The sequence below is a fragment of the Lentzea sp. NPDC037011 genome, assembly GCF_055607425.1.
The window spans coordinates 750,118-766,745 of the sequence record NZ_JBVJRT010000003.1 but is presented as its reverse complement, the minus strand read 5'-3'; the positions used below and the strand labels follow the sequence as shown (position 1 = coordinate 766,745).

Annotated in this window: 12 protein-coding genes; 7 read left to right on the top strand and 5 right to left on the bottom strand. The window is 72.1% G+C overall.

What is annotated here, in order from left to right; all coding sequences use genetic code 11:
* Window positions 1-78: 78 nt before the first annotated feature.
* The 3 genes from ACZ7CH_RS11895 to ACZ7CH_RS11885 all read left to right on the top strand — a co-directional run bounded on the left by ACZ7CH_RS11895 (window position 79) and on the right by ACZ7CH_RS11885 (window position 5,154).
* Window positions 79-1,704, top strand: coding sequence for a purine-cytosine permease family protein (locus tag ACZ7CH_RS11895; RefSeq protein ID WP_470373821.1), 1,626 nt, complete (start codon window positions 79-81; stop codon window positions 1,702-1,704).
* Window positions 1,705-1,829: 125 nt separating this feature from the next.
* On the top strand, window positions 1,830-4,424 hold the full coding sequence (gene rph, locus ACZ7CH_RS11890) for a rifamycin-inactivating phosphotransferase (protein ID WP_470373820.1): 2,595 nt from the start codon (window positions 1,830-1,832) through the stop codon (window positions 4,422-4,424).
* A gap of 19 nt (window positions 4,425-4,443) precedes the next feature.
* Window positions 4,444-5,154: a hypothetical protein gene (locus tag ACZ7CH_RS11885; protein ID WP_470373819.1), complete on the top strand. Its 711-nt coding sequence runs from the start codon at window positions 4,444-4,446 to the stop codon at window positions 5,152-5,154.
* Between the two features lie 181 nt (window positions 5,155-5,335).
* Here ACZ7CH_RS11885 and paaK read toward each other — a convergent pair whose 3' ends face one another.
* Window positions 5,336-6,634: a phenylacetate--CoA ligase PaaK gene (gene paaK, locus ACZ7CH_RS11880; RefSeq protein ID WP_458432016.1), complete on the bottom strand. Its 1,299-nt coding sequence runs from the start codon at window positions 6,632-6,634 to the stop codon at window positions 5,336-5,338.
* Window positions 6,635-6,772: 138 nt separating this feature from the next.
* On the opposite strand from paaK, the gene ACZ7CH_RS11875 reads away from it, so the two are divergent.
* Window positions 6,773-8,431, top strand: coding sequence for a glycoside hydrolase family 99 protein (locus ACZ7CH_RS11875; RefSeq protein ID WP_470373818.1), 1,659 nt, complete (start codon window positions 6,773-6,775; stop codon window positions 8,429-8,431).
* Here the strand turns inward: ACZ7CH_RS11875 and ACZ7CH_RS11870 are convergent.
* On the bottom strand, window positions 8,422-9,273 hold the full coding sequence (locus ACZ7CH_RS11870; protein WP_470373817.1) for a LysR family transcriptional regulator: 852 nt from the start codon (window positions 9,271-9,273) through the stop codon (window positions 8,422-8,424). The genes ACZ7CH_RS11875 and ACZ7CH_RS11870 overlap by 10 nt on opposite strands.
* A 69-nt stretch (window positions 9,274-9,342) precedes the next feature.
* Between ACZ7CH_RS11870 and ACZ7CH_RS11865 the strand changes: the two genes are divergently transcribed.
* Window positions 9,343-9,939 (top strand): short chain dehydrogenase, encoded by a 597-nt coding sequence (locus tag ACZ7CH_RS11865; protein WP_458432013.1) that lies wholly within the window; start codon window positions 9,343-9,345, stop codon window positions 9,937-9,939.
* Here the strand turns inward: ACZ7CH_RS11865 and ACZ7CH_RS11860 are convergent.
* The 3 genes from ACZ7CH_RS11860 to ACZ7CH_RS11850 are packed head-to-tail and all read right to left on the bottom strand — an operon-like array spanning window position 9,927 to window position 13,166.
* The gene (locus tag ACZ7CH_RS11860; protein ID WP_470373816.1) at window positions 9,927-10,526 is read right to left on the bottom strand and encodes a helix-turn-helix domain-containing protein; all 600 of its coding nucleotides are present in this window, start codon (window positions 10,524-10,526) and stop codon (window positions 9,927-9,929) included. The two genes, ACZ7CH_RS11865 and ACZ7CH_RS11860, sit on opposite strands and share 13 nt — an antisense overlap.
* A 38-nt stretch (window positions 10,527-10,564) precedes the next feature.
* Window positions 10,565-11,713, bottom strand: a complete 1,149-nt coding sequence (locus ACZ7CH_RS11855; RefSeq protein ID WP_470373815.1) for a GDSL-type esterase/lipase family protein — start codon at window positions 11,711-11,713, stop codon at window positions 10,565-10,567.
* Window positions 11,697-13,166, bottom strand: coding sequence for an amidase (locus ACZ7CH_RS11850; RefSeq protein ID WP_470373814.1), 1,470 nt, complete (start codon window positions 13,164-13,166; stop codon window positions 11,697-11,699). The genes ACZ7CH_RS11855 and ACZ7CH_RS11850 overlap by 17 nt, the downstream gene beginning before the upstream one ends.
* 238 nt (window positions 13,167-13,404) lie before the next feature.
* Between ACZ7CH_RS11850 and ACZ7CH_RS11845 the strand changes: the two genes are divergently transcribed.
* A complete protein-coding gene (locus tag ACZ7CH_RS11845; protein WP_360388691.1) occupies window positions 13,405-15,018 on the top strand; it encodes an ABC-F family ATP-binding cassette domain-containing protein in 1,614 nt (537 codons plus the stop codon).
* Complete coding sequence (locus ACZ7CH_RS11840; RefSeq protein ID WP_470373813.1) at window positions 15,011-16,621, top strand: ABC-F family ATP-binding cassette domain-containing protein; 1,611 nt, start codon at window positions 15,011-15,013, stop codon at window positions 16,619-16,621. Before ACZ7CH_RS11845 ends, ACZ7CH_RS11840 begins: the two co-directional genes overlap by 8 nt.
* The last annotated feature ends 7 nt before the right edge of the window (window positions 16,622-16,628 follow it).

The window sequence follows — 16,628 nt, the reverse complement described above, 5'->3', positions numbered from 1 at the left end:
TGGATTCGGCAGCGGTTCACACGGCGGTCACACGGACGCGCGACCGCACGAAACGCGGAGTTCCTAGCGTCAACCGGTGTGACAGCTGACGTGGTGGAGCGCAGCCAGACTTCCGGTACCTCCGGGGAAACCCTGGAGGACTACACCCTGCGGTTCGCGCCGCGCACCTACCGCCGCTGGACGCCAGGGGTGGTGGGCGCGTCGGCGCTGGGTGGCATCGCCTACATGGCGGACTTCTCGATCGGCGCGGGCATCGGGCTGACCCACGGCACCGCCAACGCGTTGCTGGCCATCGGGTTCGCGGCACTCGTGATCTTCGTGACCGGCTTCCCGCTGGCGTACTACGCCGCGCGGTACAACATCGACCTCGACCTGATCACGCGCGGGTCCGGGTTCGGCTACTACGGGTCCGTGCTCACGAGCGTGATCTTCGCGAGCTTCACGTTCATCTTCTTCGCGCTCGAAGGCTCGATCATGGCGCAGGGCCTGCGGTACGCGCTCGGGCTGCCGCTGTGGCTGGGCTACCTGCTGTCGACGCTGGTGATCATCCCGTTGGTGGTCTACGGGATGAAGGTGCTGGCGAAGCTGCAGAGCTGGACGAACCCGCTGTGGCTGCTGCTGATGGTGGCGCCGCTGCTGTTCCTGGTCGTCACCGAGCCGGAGTCGGTGCGGCGGTTCCTCTCCTACGACGGCGGCGGCAACGGGGTCGGCACCGCCGCGGTGGTGCTGGGGGCCGGTGTCTGCCTGTCGTTGATGGGCCAGATCGGTGAGCAGATCGACTACCTGCGGTTCATGCCGCCGCGCACCGCGGCGAACAAGCGGGTGTGGTGGACGTCGGTGGTGCTCGCCGGACCGGGCTGGGTGGTCTTCGGCGCGCTCAAGCAGGCCATCGGCGTGTTCATGGCGGTCTACGTGCTGGACGCGGTCGGCGCGGTGGCGGCCGTCGAGCCGATCGAGCAGTTCACCGGCGTGTTCAAGCAGTTCATGCCGGCGTGGCTGGTGGTGCCGCTGGCGCTGGTGCTCGTGGTGCTCAGCCAGGTGAAGATCAACGTCACGAACGCCTACTCGGGGTCGCTGGCGTGGACGAACTCGTTCACGCGCGTCACCAAGCGGTATCCGGGACGGCTGGTGTTCGTGTGCGTGAACCTGGCGATCGCGCTGGTGCTGATGGAAGCGGACATGTTCAGCTTCCTCAACAAGATCCTGAGCTTCTACTCCAACTGCGCCATGGCGTGGGTCGTCACCGTCGCCACCGACATCGCGGTCAACAAGTACCTGCTGAAGCTGTCGCCGAAGCAGCCGGAGTTCCGGCGCGGCATGCTCCACGCGGTCAACCCGGTGGGCGTGGTGTCGTTCCTGGCGTCCTCGGGGCTGTCGATCGGCGTCTACTTCGGACTGTTCGGGCCGGCGGTCCAGCCGTACTCGCCGGTCGTGGCCGTGGTGGTTCCGATCGTCGTGACACCGCTGATGGCGGTGCTCACGCGAGGCCGGTTCTACCTGCGCCGCACCGACGACGGGATCGCGGAGCCGCTGCTGGACGCGGACGGCAACCCGAGCGGCAGCAGGTACGACTGCGTGGTCTGCGGTGAGTCCTACGAACGGCCGGACATGACCGCGAGTGCGCAGGGCGGTGAGGTCTGCTCGCTGTGCCTGAGCACGGACCGCACGGGCGCACACGTACTGCCCGCCACTACCAACGTATAGCGCACGGGGGGTCTTGCCGCAAGACCCCCGGTGTGCAGCACACTCTCCCGTCGAAGGTCACGACCTGCGGAAATCCGGCGTCGGCAGGATGCTGGATCCCCGCAGGCGAAACGGGGGAACCGAAGTTGACGTACAGCAGTTTCGTGCTCGGGCTCGACGAGGTCGACCAGGCACAGGTCGCGGTCGTCGGCGGCAAGGGCGCGCACCTCGGCGCCCTCACGCGCATCGACGGGGTGCGCGTGCCGGCCGGCTTCTGCGTGACGACGGAGGCGTTCGAACGCGTCGTGCGGGACGCGGCGGTCGGTGACCTGCTGGACCGGCTGGCCCGCCTCTCACCGGACGACCGGGAGGAGATCCGCCGGGGCAGCGCCGAGGTGCGACGGGTGCTGGAGGGCGTCGCCGTCCCGGACGAGGTGACCGCGGCGATCACCGGCGCGGTCACCCGGCTCGGCGCCGAGCACGCCTACGCCGTGCGGTCGAGCGCCACGGCCGAGGACCTGCCGACGGCGTCGTTCGCGGGCCAGCAGGACACCTACCTGAACGTGGTGGGTGCGGAGGAGGTGGTCCGGCACGTCAGCCGGTGCTGGGCGTCGTTGTTCACCGAGCGGGCCGTGACGTACCGGCTGCGCGGCGGTTTCAACCACCACCGGGTGCGCATGGCCGTGGTGGTGCAGCGGATGGTGTTCCCGCGGGCGGCGGGCGTGCTGTTCACCGCCGACCCCACGACCTCGAACCGCAAGGTCGCGTGCGTGGAGGCCACCTTCGGCCTCGGTGAGGCGCTGGTCTCCGGCCTGGTCAACACCGACGTGTACCGGGTCCGCGACGGCGAGGTGCTCAGCCGGTCGATCGCCGCCAAGGACGTGGCCGTCGAGGCCCTGCCGTCCGGCGGCACCCGCGAGCAGCCGGTGGACCCGGCGCGGCGCGAGCTGCCGGCGCTGACCGACGCGCAGGTCGTGGAGCTCGTGCGGCTCGGCCGGCGGATCGAGGCGCACTTCGGCCGCCCGCAGGACGTCGAGTGGTGCCTGGCCGACGACGGGTTCCAGGTGGTGCAGAGCCGCCCGATCACCACGCTGTTCCCGGTGCCCGGCGGCGACGGCGACGGCGACGGCGACGGCAACCGCGTCTTCGTGTCCGTCGGCCACCAGCAGATGATGACCGACGCCATGAAGCCGCTGGGCCTGTCGGTGTGGCAGCTGACGACACCACGCCCGATGGTCGTCGCGGGCGGCCGGTTGTTCGTCGACGTCACGCCGATCGTCGCCGCACCGGCGAGCCGTGCCGCGTTCCTGGGCGTGGCGGGCAAGTCCGACCCGCTGATGGGTGACGCGCTGCAGACCGTCGTCAACCGCGAAGGCTTCCTGCCCGCACCGGACGACACGCCGGTGCCACCGATCCCCGGCGCGACCCCGGCCACGATCGAGACGGACCCGGCGGTCGTCACCGAGCTGATCACCGCCGCCGAGGCCTCTGTCACCGCACTGGAACGCGACATCGCGCCGCTGTCCGGTGTGGACCTGGTCGACTTCGTCCTCGCGGACTTCCAGGAGCTGCGCCGCGTCCTGTTCGACGCGCGCAGCACCCAGGTGATCATGGCCGGCATGCAGGCGAGCTGGTGGCTCAACGGCCACCTGCACGAGTGGCTGGGCGAGACGAACGCCGCCGACGCACTGAGCCTGTCCGCGCCGCACAACGTGACCTCGGAGATGGGCCTGGCCCTGCTCGACGTGGCCGACGCGATCCGCCCGCACCCCGAGGTCGTGGCGTTCCTGGAGAAGAGCCCCGACTCGCTCGACGGCCTGGCCGAGGTGCCCGGTGGTGCCGAGGCCCTCGCCGCGTTGAACGGGTACCTGGACCGGTACGGCATGCGCTGTGTCGCCGAGATCGACATCACCCGGCCGCGGTGGAGCGAGCGTCCGTCCACTCTGGTGCCGATCATCCTGACCAACGTCCGCAACTTCGCGCCCGGTGCCGGTGAGCAGCGCTTCGAGCAGGGCCGCCAGGAGGCGTGGGCGAAGGAGCAGGAGCTGCTGGAGCGGTTGCGCGCGCTGCCGGACGGCGAGGCCAAGGCCGCGGAGACCAAGCGGATGATCGACCGCGTGCGGACGTTCATCGGCTACCGGGAGTACCCGAAGTACTTCATGGTGAGCCGGTACTTCGTGTACAAGAAGGCGTTGCTGGCGGAGGCCCGCCGCCTCACCGGCGTGCTGGAGTCCGAAGAGGACATCTTCTTCCTGACGCTGCCGGAGTTCCGCGACGTCGTGCTGACCGGCCAGGCCGACCTCGCGCTGATCCGCAGGCGCCGCGAGGAGTTCCGCTCGTTCGAGGCGCTGACGCCACCGCGGGTGCTGACGTCGGACGGCGAGGCCGTCACCGGCACCTACCGGCGGTCGGACCTGCCCGCGGGCGCGCTGGTCGGCCTGGCGGTGTCCGGCGGCACGGTCGAGGGGCGGGCGCGCGTCCTGCTGGACCTCGCGGAGGCCGACCTCGAACCGGGCGACGTCCTGGTCACCGCCCACACCGATCCCAGCTGGTCACCGCTGTTCGTGGCCATCGCCGGACTGGTGACGGAGGTCGGCGGGCTGATGACGCACGGCGCGGTGGTGGCACGGGAGTACGGGCTGCCGGCCGTGGTGGGGCTGGAGAACGCCACCCGGCTGATCCGGGACGGCCAGCGGATCCGGGTGAACGGGACCGACGGGTACGTCGAACTGCTCGACTGACCCCCGGCATGATGTCCACGTGACGAACGACGCCAACCTGTGTCCCGCCCGCATCCCGGGATACGACGGCGGCCCTCTGACGCACCAGCCGGAACTGCTCGGCGAGCCGCTGTTCTGGCTGGGGCACCTCTACTCCTGCGTGCACAGCGAGGAGGCCGATGAGCTGCTGTTCGGGGCGGACGACGACGCTGCCGGCGAATACCAGCGGCGGTTGTGGGAGCGGGCGGAGTGGCCGGCGTTCACGATCCCGCTCGCCGCCGGTCACCGCCTGCACGTCGTCTACCGCACGTTCGAGGACGACCCCGGCGTCGACTACCTGCTGCACCACCGCGACTGGGACCGCGCCGAGCTGCTCGCCCAGGCCGACGGCCACTTCACGGGTCCGGCCCTGTCCTGGCCCGAGCTCGTCGCCGCGGTGGACACCACGCCCGGCGGCAGCACGTCCGATCCCGGTGAGCGCCTGCTGCTCCTGCTGCCGGCGTTCGGCGACGACGCGGTGCCGGCCGACGCCACCGACCGGCTGGCGGACGCGTTGCGCGCCCTCACCGCCGTCGAGGACGCGGAGACCCTTGCCGCTCTTCTCCTGGAGGGGCAGGGGGCTTCGGGCCCCGTGCGCTGGACGACGGGCTTCTCCGCGAACAACGGCAGGTACTCGTTCCGCAACCCCGCCAACCACTTCGCGCTGCCGGCCGACCGCTCGGCACGGGTGGCCGCCGCGCTGGCACCGTGAGGGCGTGCCGGGTCAGGAGTGGTGGTGCCGCGCCGGCCTGTTCTCCCCCACCCACCGGTAGCCCCGCATTGCGGCGGTTGGGGTACGCGCCGCGTGGTGTGCTGCGGTGGAGCTCCAGAGGCGGTGCCGGGGGTGGGCTGAAGCGCTGGCCGTGCACGGCTTCGCCGACGCCGCGGGACGGTCAGCGCTTCGGGCGGCGGTCCACGATGCGCTTCATCTTCCCCACCGACCGCTCGATCCCGCCCGGCGCCACGACCTCGACGGCCACCGTCACGCCGATCGAGCTCTTCACCAGCTGCCGCAACGTCTCGCCCGCCGCACCGGGGCCGGTGTCCTCGCGGTGCTCGACCACCACGGTCAGGTCGTCGAGGTTGCCGGTGCGGTTCAGCACGCACTGGAAGTGCGGTGACAGCGCGGGGACGCGCAGGATGAGCTCCTCGATCTGGGTCGGGAACAGGTTCACGCCGCGCAGGATGATCATGTCGTCGGTGCGGCCGGTGATCTTCTCGATGCGGCGCATCGTGCGGGCCGTGCCGGGCAGCAGGCGGGTCAGGTCGCGGGTGCGGTAGCGCAGGACCGGCATGGCCTGCTTGGTCAGGGAGGTGAACACGAGCTCGCCCTCCTCGCCGTCGGGCAGCACCTCGCCGGTGACCGGGTCGATGACCTCCGGGTAGAAGTGGTCCTCCCACACGTGCAGGCCGTCCTTGGTCTCCACGCACTCGCTGGCGACGCCGGGGCCGATGACCTCGGAGAGGCCGTAGATGTCGACGGCGTGCATGTCGAGGCGGCGTTCCATCTCGGCGCGCATGTCGTTCGTCCACGGCTCGGCGCCGAAGATGCCGACCTTCAGCGAGGTGCCGCGCGGGTCGATGCCCTGGCGCTCCATCTCGTCGATGATCGAGAGCATGTACGACGGGGTGACCATGATGACGTCCGGCTCGAAGTCGCGAATGAGCTGCACCTGGCGTTCGGTCATGCCGCCGGAGACCGGGACGACGGTGCAGCCCAGCAGCTCGGCGCCGGCGTGGGCGCCGAGGCCGCCGGTGAACAGGCCGTAGCCGTAGGCGTTGTGCAGCACGTGACCGGCGCGGCCGCCGGCGGCGCGGATGCTGCGGGCCACGACCGAGGCCCAGGTGTCGAGGTCGGCCCTGGTGTAGCCGACGACGGTGGGGCGGCCGGTGGTGCCGGAGGAGGCGTGAACGCGCAGGACGTCGGTGCGCGGGACGGCGAACATGCCGAACGGGTAGTTGTCGCGCAGGTCGGCCTTGGTCGTGAACGGCAGGCGGGCCAGGTCCTCCAGCGACTTCACGTCGTCGGGGTGCACGCCGGCCGCGTCGAGGGAGGCGCGGTAGTGCGGCACGTTGTCGTAGGCGTGCCGGACCGACCACCGCAGCCGTTCGAGCTGCACCGCGCGCAGCTCGTCGACCGAGGCGGTCTCGATCGGCTCCAGGTCACCGGGCCGCGGGCTCAGGTCCAGCATCAGGTCCTCCTCCAACCGTTGCCCGCACGGTAGTTGATCGCCGGAAGTACCGGTCTTTTGCACATCTCAGTCAACATCTTGCGGACTTCTGATTCAGAGTTGCACCCTGATGTCGGATCGCCGACAAAGGAGTTCGCGATGTCCCTGTCTCGTCGCACCCTGCTCAGCTCCGCCCTCGCCGTGCCCGCGCTCGGTCTCCTGCCCACTGCGGCGCGTGCCGCCAGCCCGCCGGGCGACGTGGTCGGCAAGATCACCGTCGGCTACCAGGGCTGGTTCGCCTGCCGCGGTGACGGTTCGCCGATCGACGGCTGGTGGCACTGGAACGACGACTGGAGCCGGCCGCCCGCCCCGGCGACCAGCTCGGTCAAGGTGTGGCCGGACGTGCGCGACTACGCCCGCACCTACCCGACCGCGTTCGCGAACCTCGGTGACGGCCGGCCCGCCGCGGTGTTCTCCAACCACGACCGGCAGACCGTGGACGTGCACTTCGCCTGGATGCGCGACAACGGCTGCGACACCGCCGCCCTGCAACGGTTCAACCCCACCGGCGGTGAGGGTCCGGTCCGCGACGCCGTCACGGCGCACGTGCGGGCCGCCGCCGAAGCCACCGGCCGCAAGTTCTACATCATGTACGACGTCACGAACTGGCAGAACATGCAGTCGGAGATCAAGACCGACTGGCAGGCCAAGATGGCGGCGCACACCTCGTCGCCGGCCTACGCGCGGCAGAACGGCAAGCCCGTCGTCGGCATCTGGGGCTTCGGCTTCAACGACCCCGGCCGCCCGTGGGGACCCGAGCCCTGCCAGGACGTGGTGAACTGGTTCAAGGCGCGCGGCTGCTACGTCATGGGCGGCGTCCCTACGCACTGGCGCACCGAGGTCGAGGACTCCCGGCAGGGGTTCGGGAACGTCTACCGCTCGTTCGACATGATCTCGCCGTGGATGGTCGGCCGGATCGGCACCGCCGCGGACTCGGACCGCTTCCACACCAACGTGAACCTGCCCGACCAGGCCGAGTGCAACGCGCGGGGCATCGACTACCAGCCGTGCGTGCTGCCCGGTGACCTCAACGCGCGGCAACGGGTCCACGGCGACTTCATGTGGCGGCAGTTCTACAACATGGTCCGCCTTGGCGCACAGGGCATCTACATCTCGATGTTCGACGAGTACAACGAGGGCAACCAGATCGCGAAGACCGCCGAGTCGCAGGCCGACGTGCCGGTGGGGTCGGGTTTCCTGGCACTGGACGAGGACGGGACCCGCTGCTCGGCCGACTACTACCTGCGGCTCACCGGTGACGGCGGCCGGATGCTCAAGGGGCAGCTCGCGTTGACCGCCACCCGCCCGACCGTGCCGTGGGTCGGCGGACCGCCGGCGCCGGACGTGGACCTGGCGGCGGGCCGGCCGACCGCGCAAAGTTCGCAGAACAAGCACTACGGCAGCGGCAACGTGGTCGACGGCGACCCGAGGTCCTACTGGGAGAGTGCGAACCACGCGTTCCCGCAGTGGGTGCAGGTCGACCTCGGGTCCGCGGTGGCGGTGCGGCGGGCGGTGCTGACGTTGCCGCCCGACCCGGCCTGGGGACGGCGCACGCAGGTGGTCGCGGTCGAGGGCAGCGTGAACGGGCAGGCGTTCGGTCCGCTGGCCGGGGCGAGCGGGCGCGTGTTCGACCCAGCGAGCGGCAACAGCGCCACGATCACGTTGCCCGGCAGCCAGGTCCGGTACGTGCGGCTGGTGTTCAGCGGCAACACCGGCTGGCCCGCGGGACAGCTGTCGGGGTTGCGCCTCTACGCGTGACGCAGGTGGCGTCGCGCCAGCTCGACGAACGCCGCGGTGGACGGGTGCGCGGGCAGTGCGGGCCAGGCGAGGTGGACGGTGACCGGGTCGGCGTCGGTCAGCGGCAGGTACGTGACGCCTGCGTGCGGGTGGTGGTGGATCGTGCCCGCGGCCGTGACGCCGACCGTCGCCCCGGTCGCGATCGAGGTCAGCCACTCCTCCACGCCCGGCACGTCCACCGTGCGCGGGCGGGCACCGGACGGCCACAGGTCGGCGGTGGTCGTCGCCGCGGTCTCGCACACGGCCACCGCCTCCCCCACCAGGTCGTCGAGGGTGAGGGCGGTTCGGGCGGCGAGCGGGTGGTCGTCCGCCACGGCGGCCACGCGCGGTTCCTCGATCAACGCCGCGTGCTCCACGTCGGGTGACACCGGGTGGGTGCGCAGCACGGCGATGTCCGCCTCACCGCGCCGCAGCGCCGCCTCGGGGTCGTCGGCGCGGCGGATGCGCACCAGCACGTCCGGGTGCCGGGCCCGCCACTCGCGCAGGAACGGGATCGTGAACCGGCCGAGCGCCGCCCACGCGAACGTCAGCCGCAACGGCTGCGGCCGGACGGCCTCGGCGAGCGCGCTGTCGAGCTGGGTGAGGATGCGGTGGCTGTGCTCCCACAGCCGCTGCCCGCTGCCGGTGAGCGCCACGTGGCGGGTGGTGCGGTCGACGAGGCGCACCCCCAGCCGCCGTTCGAGCTGGTCGAGCGTGCGGGACAGCGCGGGCTGGGTGACGTGCAGCGACCGGGCTGCGGCGGTGATCGACCGGTGGTCGCCGATAGCGGCGAGTGCCCGCAGGTGGCGCAGCTCGACATTCATGACTGCCGATCATAAGTGCTGCACGATCGGCATTTCACCGGCGCGCGGAACGGGCCTAGCGTCGTCGGCATGAGGATTTTGCTCGTGGGAGCCACCGGACTGCTGGGCACCGCCGTGCACGAGGAGCTCGTCGCACGCAAGCACGACGTCGTCACCGTGTCCCGCACCGGCGGTGACCTGCGGTACGACGTGACCGACCCGGACCGGGTGGCCGACCTGTACGCGGCCGTCGGACAGGTCGACGCCGTCGCCTCGGCGGCGGGCTCGGTGCCGTTCAAGCCGCTGACCGACCTGACCACCGCCGACTACCAGGCCGGGATCACCGGCAAGGTGCTGTCGCAGGTGTCACTCGTGCGGGAGGGCCTCTCGCACGTCACCGCCGACGGCTCGTTCACGCTGATCACCGGCGTGCTCGCGCGCGAGCCGATCGTGACCGGGGCGGCGGCGTCGCTGGTCAACGGCGCGGTGGAGGCGTTCGTGCGGGCCGCCGCCATCGAGATCGCACCGCGGCGGATCAACGCGGTGAGCCCCACCGTGTTCACCGAGGCGCTCGACACCTACGGCGACTTCTTCCCCGGCATGAGGCCGGTACCGCTGGCCGAGGTGGTGCGGGCGTACGTGCGGTCGATCGAGGGGCGGCAGACCGGCCAGGTCTACGTCCCCTGACCGGACCGGCCGGAGTGGCCGGGCCCGTGGACGTGGGTGCGCAGCCCCTGCGGGTCGAACAGGATCAGCAGCTCGACCGCGTTCCCGTCCGCGCTGCCCAGCCAGTGCGGCTGAGAGGTGTCGAACTCGGCGGCCTCACCGGGCGGCAACGTCAGGTCGAGGTCGCCGAGGAGCAGCCGCAACCGCCCGTTGAGGACGTAGAGCCACTCGAACCCGTCGTGCGTCTGCGGGGTCGGCTCGACGAGCCCGCTCGGGATGAGCATCTTGAACGACTGCACACCACCGGGGCGCCGGGACAGCGGGATGAACGTCATCCCGAACCGGTGGATCGGGGTCAGGTGGATGCGCGGGTCACCGGTGCGCGGGGCGCCGACGAGGTCGTCCAGCGGCACGTTGTACGTGCGCGCCAACGGCAGCAGCAGCTCCAGCGTGGCCTTGCGCTGCCCGCTCTCCAGCCGCGACAGGGTGCTCTCCGAGACGCCGGTGGTCGTGGAGAGCTCGGCGAGGGTGATGCCGCGGTGCCGGCGCAGGGCACGCAGCCGCGGCCCCACGCCGGTGAGCACGTCGTCGGTGTCCACGACCGGCATCTTGCCAGGGCAGGCCGCGGTGGCTGCCGCGCCGGGCGCTAGGCCGGGTCCTCGCTGAACGGACCACCCGGCGCGAAGGCGTGCTCCGCGAACCGCTCCCCGATCCGCCGGTGTGCCGCGGTGTCCGGGTGCAGCGCGTCCGGCAACGGCAGCTCGGCCGCGTCCTGCTCGCCGTACAGCCGCAGACCGTCCAGGTAGGACAGGTTCGGGTCGTCGTCCCTGCGCTCCACGACGGACTCCAGCGCCTCCCTGACCACCCGCAGCGTCAACCGGCCCGGCTCCGGCACCCCGGTCGCGGTGAACAGCCGCCGCCCGGACGCCAGCGCGTCGAGGTCGATCGCACCCGGACCCGGCGTGTCCTCGTGGATGCCGCAGAAGATCGGCGAGATCAGCACCAGCGGCGTGTCCGGGTGGCCGTCGCGGATCGTGTCGAGGAACCCGTGCACCGCGGGCACGAACGCGCGCAGCCGCATGGCGTCGAAGTTCACGACGTTGATGCCGAGCTTCACGCTGATCAGGTCGGCCGGTCGGTCGCGCAGGACCCGCGCGGTGAACGGGTCGACCAGCGCGCTGCCGCCCAGGCCCAGGTTGTGCAGCTCGACACCACCGTGGCGGGCGGCGACGGCGGGCCAGATCGCGGTCGGCGTGGCGGCGTTCGAGCCGTGGCTGATGGAGCTGCCGTGGTGCAGCCAGATCCGCCGGCCCGGGTCGTGCGGGCGCAGCGGGGCGTCGGCGCGCACCGCGACCAGGTCGACGACCTCGTTGTGCGGCAACCAGAACTCGATGACCTTGGTGCCCTCGGGGAGCTCGTGGCGCTCGGTGTGCGGCCGGCCGGGGACCAACCGGACCTCACCGGTGCGCAGGTCGACCTCCTTGACGTCGCCGGCGGCGAGCACGGTGCTCGCCGCCGGCACCCCGTCCACCACGAGGTCGACGCTGCCGCGCGGCCGGTCGAGTCCGGCGTAGGCGGTGCAGGTCGGGTGCAGGACCAGCTCGACGGTGCGCGCCTCGGTCTCCGCGACCAGGCGCACACCGGACGGGTGGCTCTCCACCGACAGCAGCTGCGGGTCCGGGTACCGCTCGCGCACCCACGCGGGCAGGCGGTGCGGGCGCAGGCCGCGGTCGGTCTGCTCCAGTTCGGCGGCACCGCGCACGAGCGGCGCGACGGGTTCAGATCGGAGCGACACGGTCACCCCACGGCAGCGCCTGTTCGAGCTGGGCGGCGAGCCTGATCAGCAGCGACTCGCCGGCCAGCGGTGCGACGAACTGGACGCCCAGCGGCAGGCCGTCGGCGGTCCAGTGCAGCGGCAGCGAGATGGCGGGCCTGCCGGTGAGGTTCGCGAGCTGGGTGTAGGGCACCCAGCCGAGGTTGTCGCGGATCATGTTCTCCACGATGCCGGTGTTGCGCAGGAACCGCGCGGTGCCGGTCTTGAGCAGCACGTCGGTGGCGCGCTGCAGGTTCACCGGCAGGTCGAACGCACCGATCTTGGGTGGCGGGGTGGCCAGCGACGGCGTGAGCAGCAGGTCGTAGGTGTCGAAGAACGTGCTGAGGCGGCGGGTGTGCTCGTGCCGGCGCTGCACCGCGTCCACGTAGTCGACGCTGCTGGTCGCCCGGCCCAGCGCGGCCATCAGCAGCGTGTCGCGTTCGAACGCGATGTCCGGCGCACCGGTCTGCCGCTTCGCGTCGCCGACCTTCCAGGCCAGGTTCACGAACCAGGTCAGCAGGAAGTCGCGGGCCAGCGCGGCGTCGTCGAACGGCGCCTCCGGCAGCTCCTCGACCTCATGACCCAGCGACGTCAGCACCTCGATCGCGCCGTCGACCGCGGCGCGTGCCTCGGGGTGCGGGTTCGGGTTGATCGCCGACGGCACGCGCACGCCGATGCGCAGCTTGCCGGGTTCCTCGGTGACGCACGACGCGTAGGACGCCTCGGGCATGCCGGGGGTGAACGGCCCGTACGGCTCACCGCCGCAGATCACGTCGAGCATCGCCGCCGTGTCGCGGACCGTGCGCGAGACGACGCCCTGCACCGCCGCGCCGTGCATCATCTCGGCGGTGCCCGGTCCGAACGGCGTGAGCCCGCGCCCCGGCTTCAGCCCGACCAGGCCGCAGCACGCCGCGGGGATGCGGGTGGAGCCGCCGCCGTCGTTCGCACCGGCGCACGGCACGATGCCCGCCGCCACCGCGGCCGCCGAACCGCCGGAGGAGCCGCCGGGCGTGTGGTCGAGGTTCCACGGGTTGCGCGCGGGACCCCACACGGCCGACTCGCTGATGGCCTTGGCGCCGAACTCGGGCAGGTTCGTCTTGCCGAAGATCACCAGGCCGGCGTCGAGCCAGCGCTGCACGACCGTGGAGTGCTCGGTGACCGGGAACGACCGCAGTGACCGCGACCCGTTCGAGGTCGGCAGGCCCGCGTAGTCCTGGCCGAGGTCCTTGATCAGGAACGGCACGCCGGCGAACGGACCGGTGAGGTCGTCGGAGGGCGTCGCGGGGACGTCCCTGACGATCGCGTTGAGCCGCGGGTTCACCGCGGCGGCGCGTTCCCGCGCCACGGTCAGCAGCTCGGCCGCCGACACCTGCCTGGAAGCGACCAGCTGCGCCAGCCCGGTGGCGTCGTGTTCGCGGTACTCGTCGAAGTCCACGCGATCAAGGTAACCGCTCGTCGCGCCGCTTTCTGCCGAGCGGAGCAACGCCGGGAGCTGCTACCGTTGACCGGGTAGAGATCAACCTCCTCGAAGGAGCTCGACGTGCTGGTGGGTGAAGACGACATCTCCGGGTGAGCCCGGGGTGTGACAGGCCATCGCCTCCGATGGCCGTTTCGTCGTCCCCTCTTCCACCCGCGCGGGTGGCCCGCGCGTTCGCACCTCCCGAGGTCTCACCATGTCTTCCGACGCCTACGTCGTCGTGTCCGGCCTGTCCTTCTCGTGGCCGGACGACACCGTCGTCTTCGACGATCTGTCCGTCTCCTTCCCCGGCGGCCGCACCGGTCTGGTCGCCCCGAACGGTGCCGGCAAGTCGACGCTGCTCAAGCTCATCGCGGGTGCGTTGCCCCCGGCCGGCGGCAGCGTGACCGTCGACGGCGTGCTCGGCTACCTGCCGCAGGACCTGCCGCTCACCGCGGACGTGACCGTGGCCGAGGTGCTCGGCGTCGCGGCGGTGCTGCGCGCCATCAGTGCCGTCGAGTCCGGTGACGTCGACGAGGAGCACTTCACCGTCATCGGCAACGACTGGGACCTGGAGGAACGCACCCGCGCCCAGCTCGACCGGCTGGGTCTGGGCGACCTGGCGCTGGACCGGAAGCTGGGCACGCTGAGCGGCGGCCAGATCGTGTCGCTGGGGCTGGCGGCCCAGCTGCTGAAGCAGCCGGACGTGCTGCTGCTCGACGAACCGACCAACAACCTCGACCTGGACGCCCGGCACCGGCTCTACTCGGTGCTCGACGACTGGCGCGGCTGCCTGCTCGTGGTGAGCCACGACCGGGCGTTGCTCGACCGGGTGGACCGCGTCGCCGAGCTCGACGCCGGCGAGATCCGGTTCCACGGCGGGAACTTCAGCGCCTACGAGGAGGCCGTCGCCGCCGAGCGCGAGGTCGCGGAGAAGAACATCCGCAGCGCCGAGCAGGAGGTCAAACGCGAGAAGCGGGAGATGCAGCAGGCCCGCGAACGCGCGGCCCGGCGTGCCTCGAACGCCCAGCGCACCCTCTCCAGCGCCGGACTGCCGAAGATCTTCGCGGGCACCATGAAGCGCAACGCCGAGGTGTCCGCCGCCAAAGCCGACGGCACGCACGCCGCGCGGCTCAGCGCCGCGAAGACCCGCCTCGACCAGGCGGAGCGGTCGCTCAAGGACGAGCAGCGGATCAGCCTGGAGCTGCCGCAGACCGCCGTGCCCGCCGGGCGCACGCTGTTCCTGGGCACCGGCATCCGGGTGCGGGACCTGTTCGACGACGCCGACCTCGCGATCCGCGGCCCTGAGCGGATCGCCCTGTCCGCACCGAACGGCGCGGGCAAGTCGACGCTGCTGCGGGTGGTCGAGGGCTCGCTCACGCCCGAGGCCGGTGAGGTGAAGCGCGCGGACGGCCGGATCGCGTACCTGTCGCAGCGGCTGGACCTGCTCGACGACAGCCGCACGGTGGCGGAGAACCTGGCCGCGGCCGCACCGGCGATGCCGCAGGCCGACCGGATGAACCTGTTGGCGCGCTTCCTGTTCCGCGGCGCGCGGGCCCACCTGCCGGTCGGGGTGCTGTCCGGTGGCGAACGGCTGCGCGCCACGCTGGCGTGCGTCCTGTTCGCCGAGCCGGCACCGCAGTTGCTGCTGCTCGACGAACCGACGAACAACCTCGACCTGGTCAGCGCCGCGCAGCTGGAGAGCGCGTTGAACGCCTACCAGGGCGCGTTCGTCGTCGTGAGCCACGACGAGCGGTTCCTGGGCGAGGTGCGGATCGACCGCTGGTTGCGCCTGGAGGGCGGCAAGCTGCTGGAGGCCGCTCGTGGCTGAGGCGGTGCCGGCGCAGGCGTTGGTGGCGCACGAGCTGGTGCGCGGGTTCGGTGGGCGCCGGGTCCTCGACGGGGTGTCGCTCACCGCGGCACCCGGCCGGCGGATCGGCCTGATCGGGGAGAACGGTGCGGGCAAGTCGACGTTGCTGCGGCTGCTCGCCGGGGTCGACGAGCCCGACGGCGGCCGGGTGGACCGGCCGCGGGACCTGGGTTTCCTGCACCAGGAGATGCCGTTCCCGGCGTCGGCGACGGTGGCCGAGGTGGTCGGCGACGCGCTGGCCGACGCACGCGAGGACCTCGCTTCGCTGGACCGGCTCGGTGCGCTGCTGGCCGCCGCGCCCGACGACGTGGAGCTGCTCGCGGCGTACGCCGACCAGCTGGAGGTGGCGCAGCGGCACGAGGCGTGGGACGCGGACCGCAGGGCCGAGATCGTCCTGAGCGGACTCGGGCTGGGCGGTGTGCCGTGGGAGCGCACGCTGGGTTCGCTGTCGGGCGGGCAGCGCCGGCGGCTCGCGCTGGCGGCGCTGGTGGTGCGGCGGCCGGCGGCGTTGCTGCTGGACGAGCCGACGAACCACCTCAACGACGCGGCGGCGGCGTTCCTGGAGGAGCAGCTGCGCGCGTTGCCCGGCGCAGTGGTGCTCGCAAGCCACGACCGGGCGTTCCTCGACGCGGTGTGCACGGACCTGGTCGACCTCGACCCGGCCGTGGAGGGCCCGGTCCGGTTCGGCGGCACGTACAGCGAGTACGTCGGGCAGAAGCGGGCCGACCGCGAGCGCTGGGAACGGCGGTACGCCGAGGAGCAGGAGGAGCTGACCGGGCTGCGCACCGACCTGGAGCTGACCGCGCACCGGGTCGCGCCGAACCGGGCGATGCGCGACAGCGACAAGATGGGCTACGGCGTGCGCGCGAACCGCGTGCAGAGCCAGATCTCCCGCCGCGTCCGCACCACCGCGCGGCGGCTGGAGGAGCTGGAACGCCGGGCCGTGCCCGCTCCCCCGCCCCCGCTGCGGTTCCACGCCGAGCCGACGTCGGCGGCCGAAGAGGTCCTCGTGTCGCTGCGGGAGGTCCACGTGCCCGGCCGGCTCGACCTCGACCGGCTCGACGTGCGCGAGGGCGACCGGGTGCTCGTGAGCGGTCCCAACGGTTCCGGCAAGTCCACGCTGCTGCTCGCCCTGGCCGGCCGCCTGGCGGTCACGGGGGTGCGGCGCCGTCCCGATCTGCGGGTCGGACTGCTCGACCAGGACACGGTGTTCGAGCACCCGCGGCGCACCGCCCGTGCCACCTACGGGCGGGCGCTCGGGGCGGAGCGGGCGGCGCGGGTCCCGCTGGAGTCGCTGGGGTTGCTGCACCGGCGGGACCTGGGCAAGGCGGTCGGCACGTTGTCGGTCGGTCAGCGCCGCCGGCTCGCCCTGGCGTTGCTGGTGGCCGACCCGCCGCAGCTGTTGCTGCTCGACGAGCCGACCAACCACCTGTCGCCGACGCTGTGCGACGAGCTGGAGGACGCGCTGGGGCCGGGTCCGGGGGCGGTCGTGGTCGCGAGCCACGACCGGTGGCTGCGCAGGCGGTGGGAGGGCGAGGAGCTGGTCGTGGCCGCCCGGGGCTGACGCGGCC

Coding starts and splice junctions, on each gene's coding strand:
- ACZ7CH_RS11860 (WP_470373816.1), bottom strand. CDS start 10,526: ATGCCGGTCGTGGACACCGACGACGTGCTCACCGGCGTGGGGCCGCGG.
- ACZ7CH_RS11875 (WP_470373818.1), top strand. CDS start 6,773: ATGTCCCTGTCTCGTCGCACCCTGCTCAGCTCCGCCCTCGCCGTGCCC.
- ACZ7CH_RS11845 (WP_360388691.1), top strand. CDS start 13,405: ATGTCTTCCGACGCCTACGTCGTCGTGTCCGGCCTGTCCTTCTCGTGG.
- ACZ7CH_RS11870 (WP_470373817.1), bottom strand. CDS start 9,273: ATGAATGTCGAGCTGCGCCACCTGCGGGCACTCGCCGCTATCGGCGAC.
- paaK (WP_458432016.1), bottom strand. CDS start 6,634: ATGCTGGACCTGAGCCCGCGGCCCGGTGACCTGGAGCCGATCGAGACC.
- ACZ7CH_RS11865 (WP_458432013.1), top strand. CDS start 9,343: ATGAGGATTTTGCTCGTGGGAGCCACCGGACTGCTGGGCACCGCCGTG.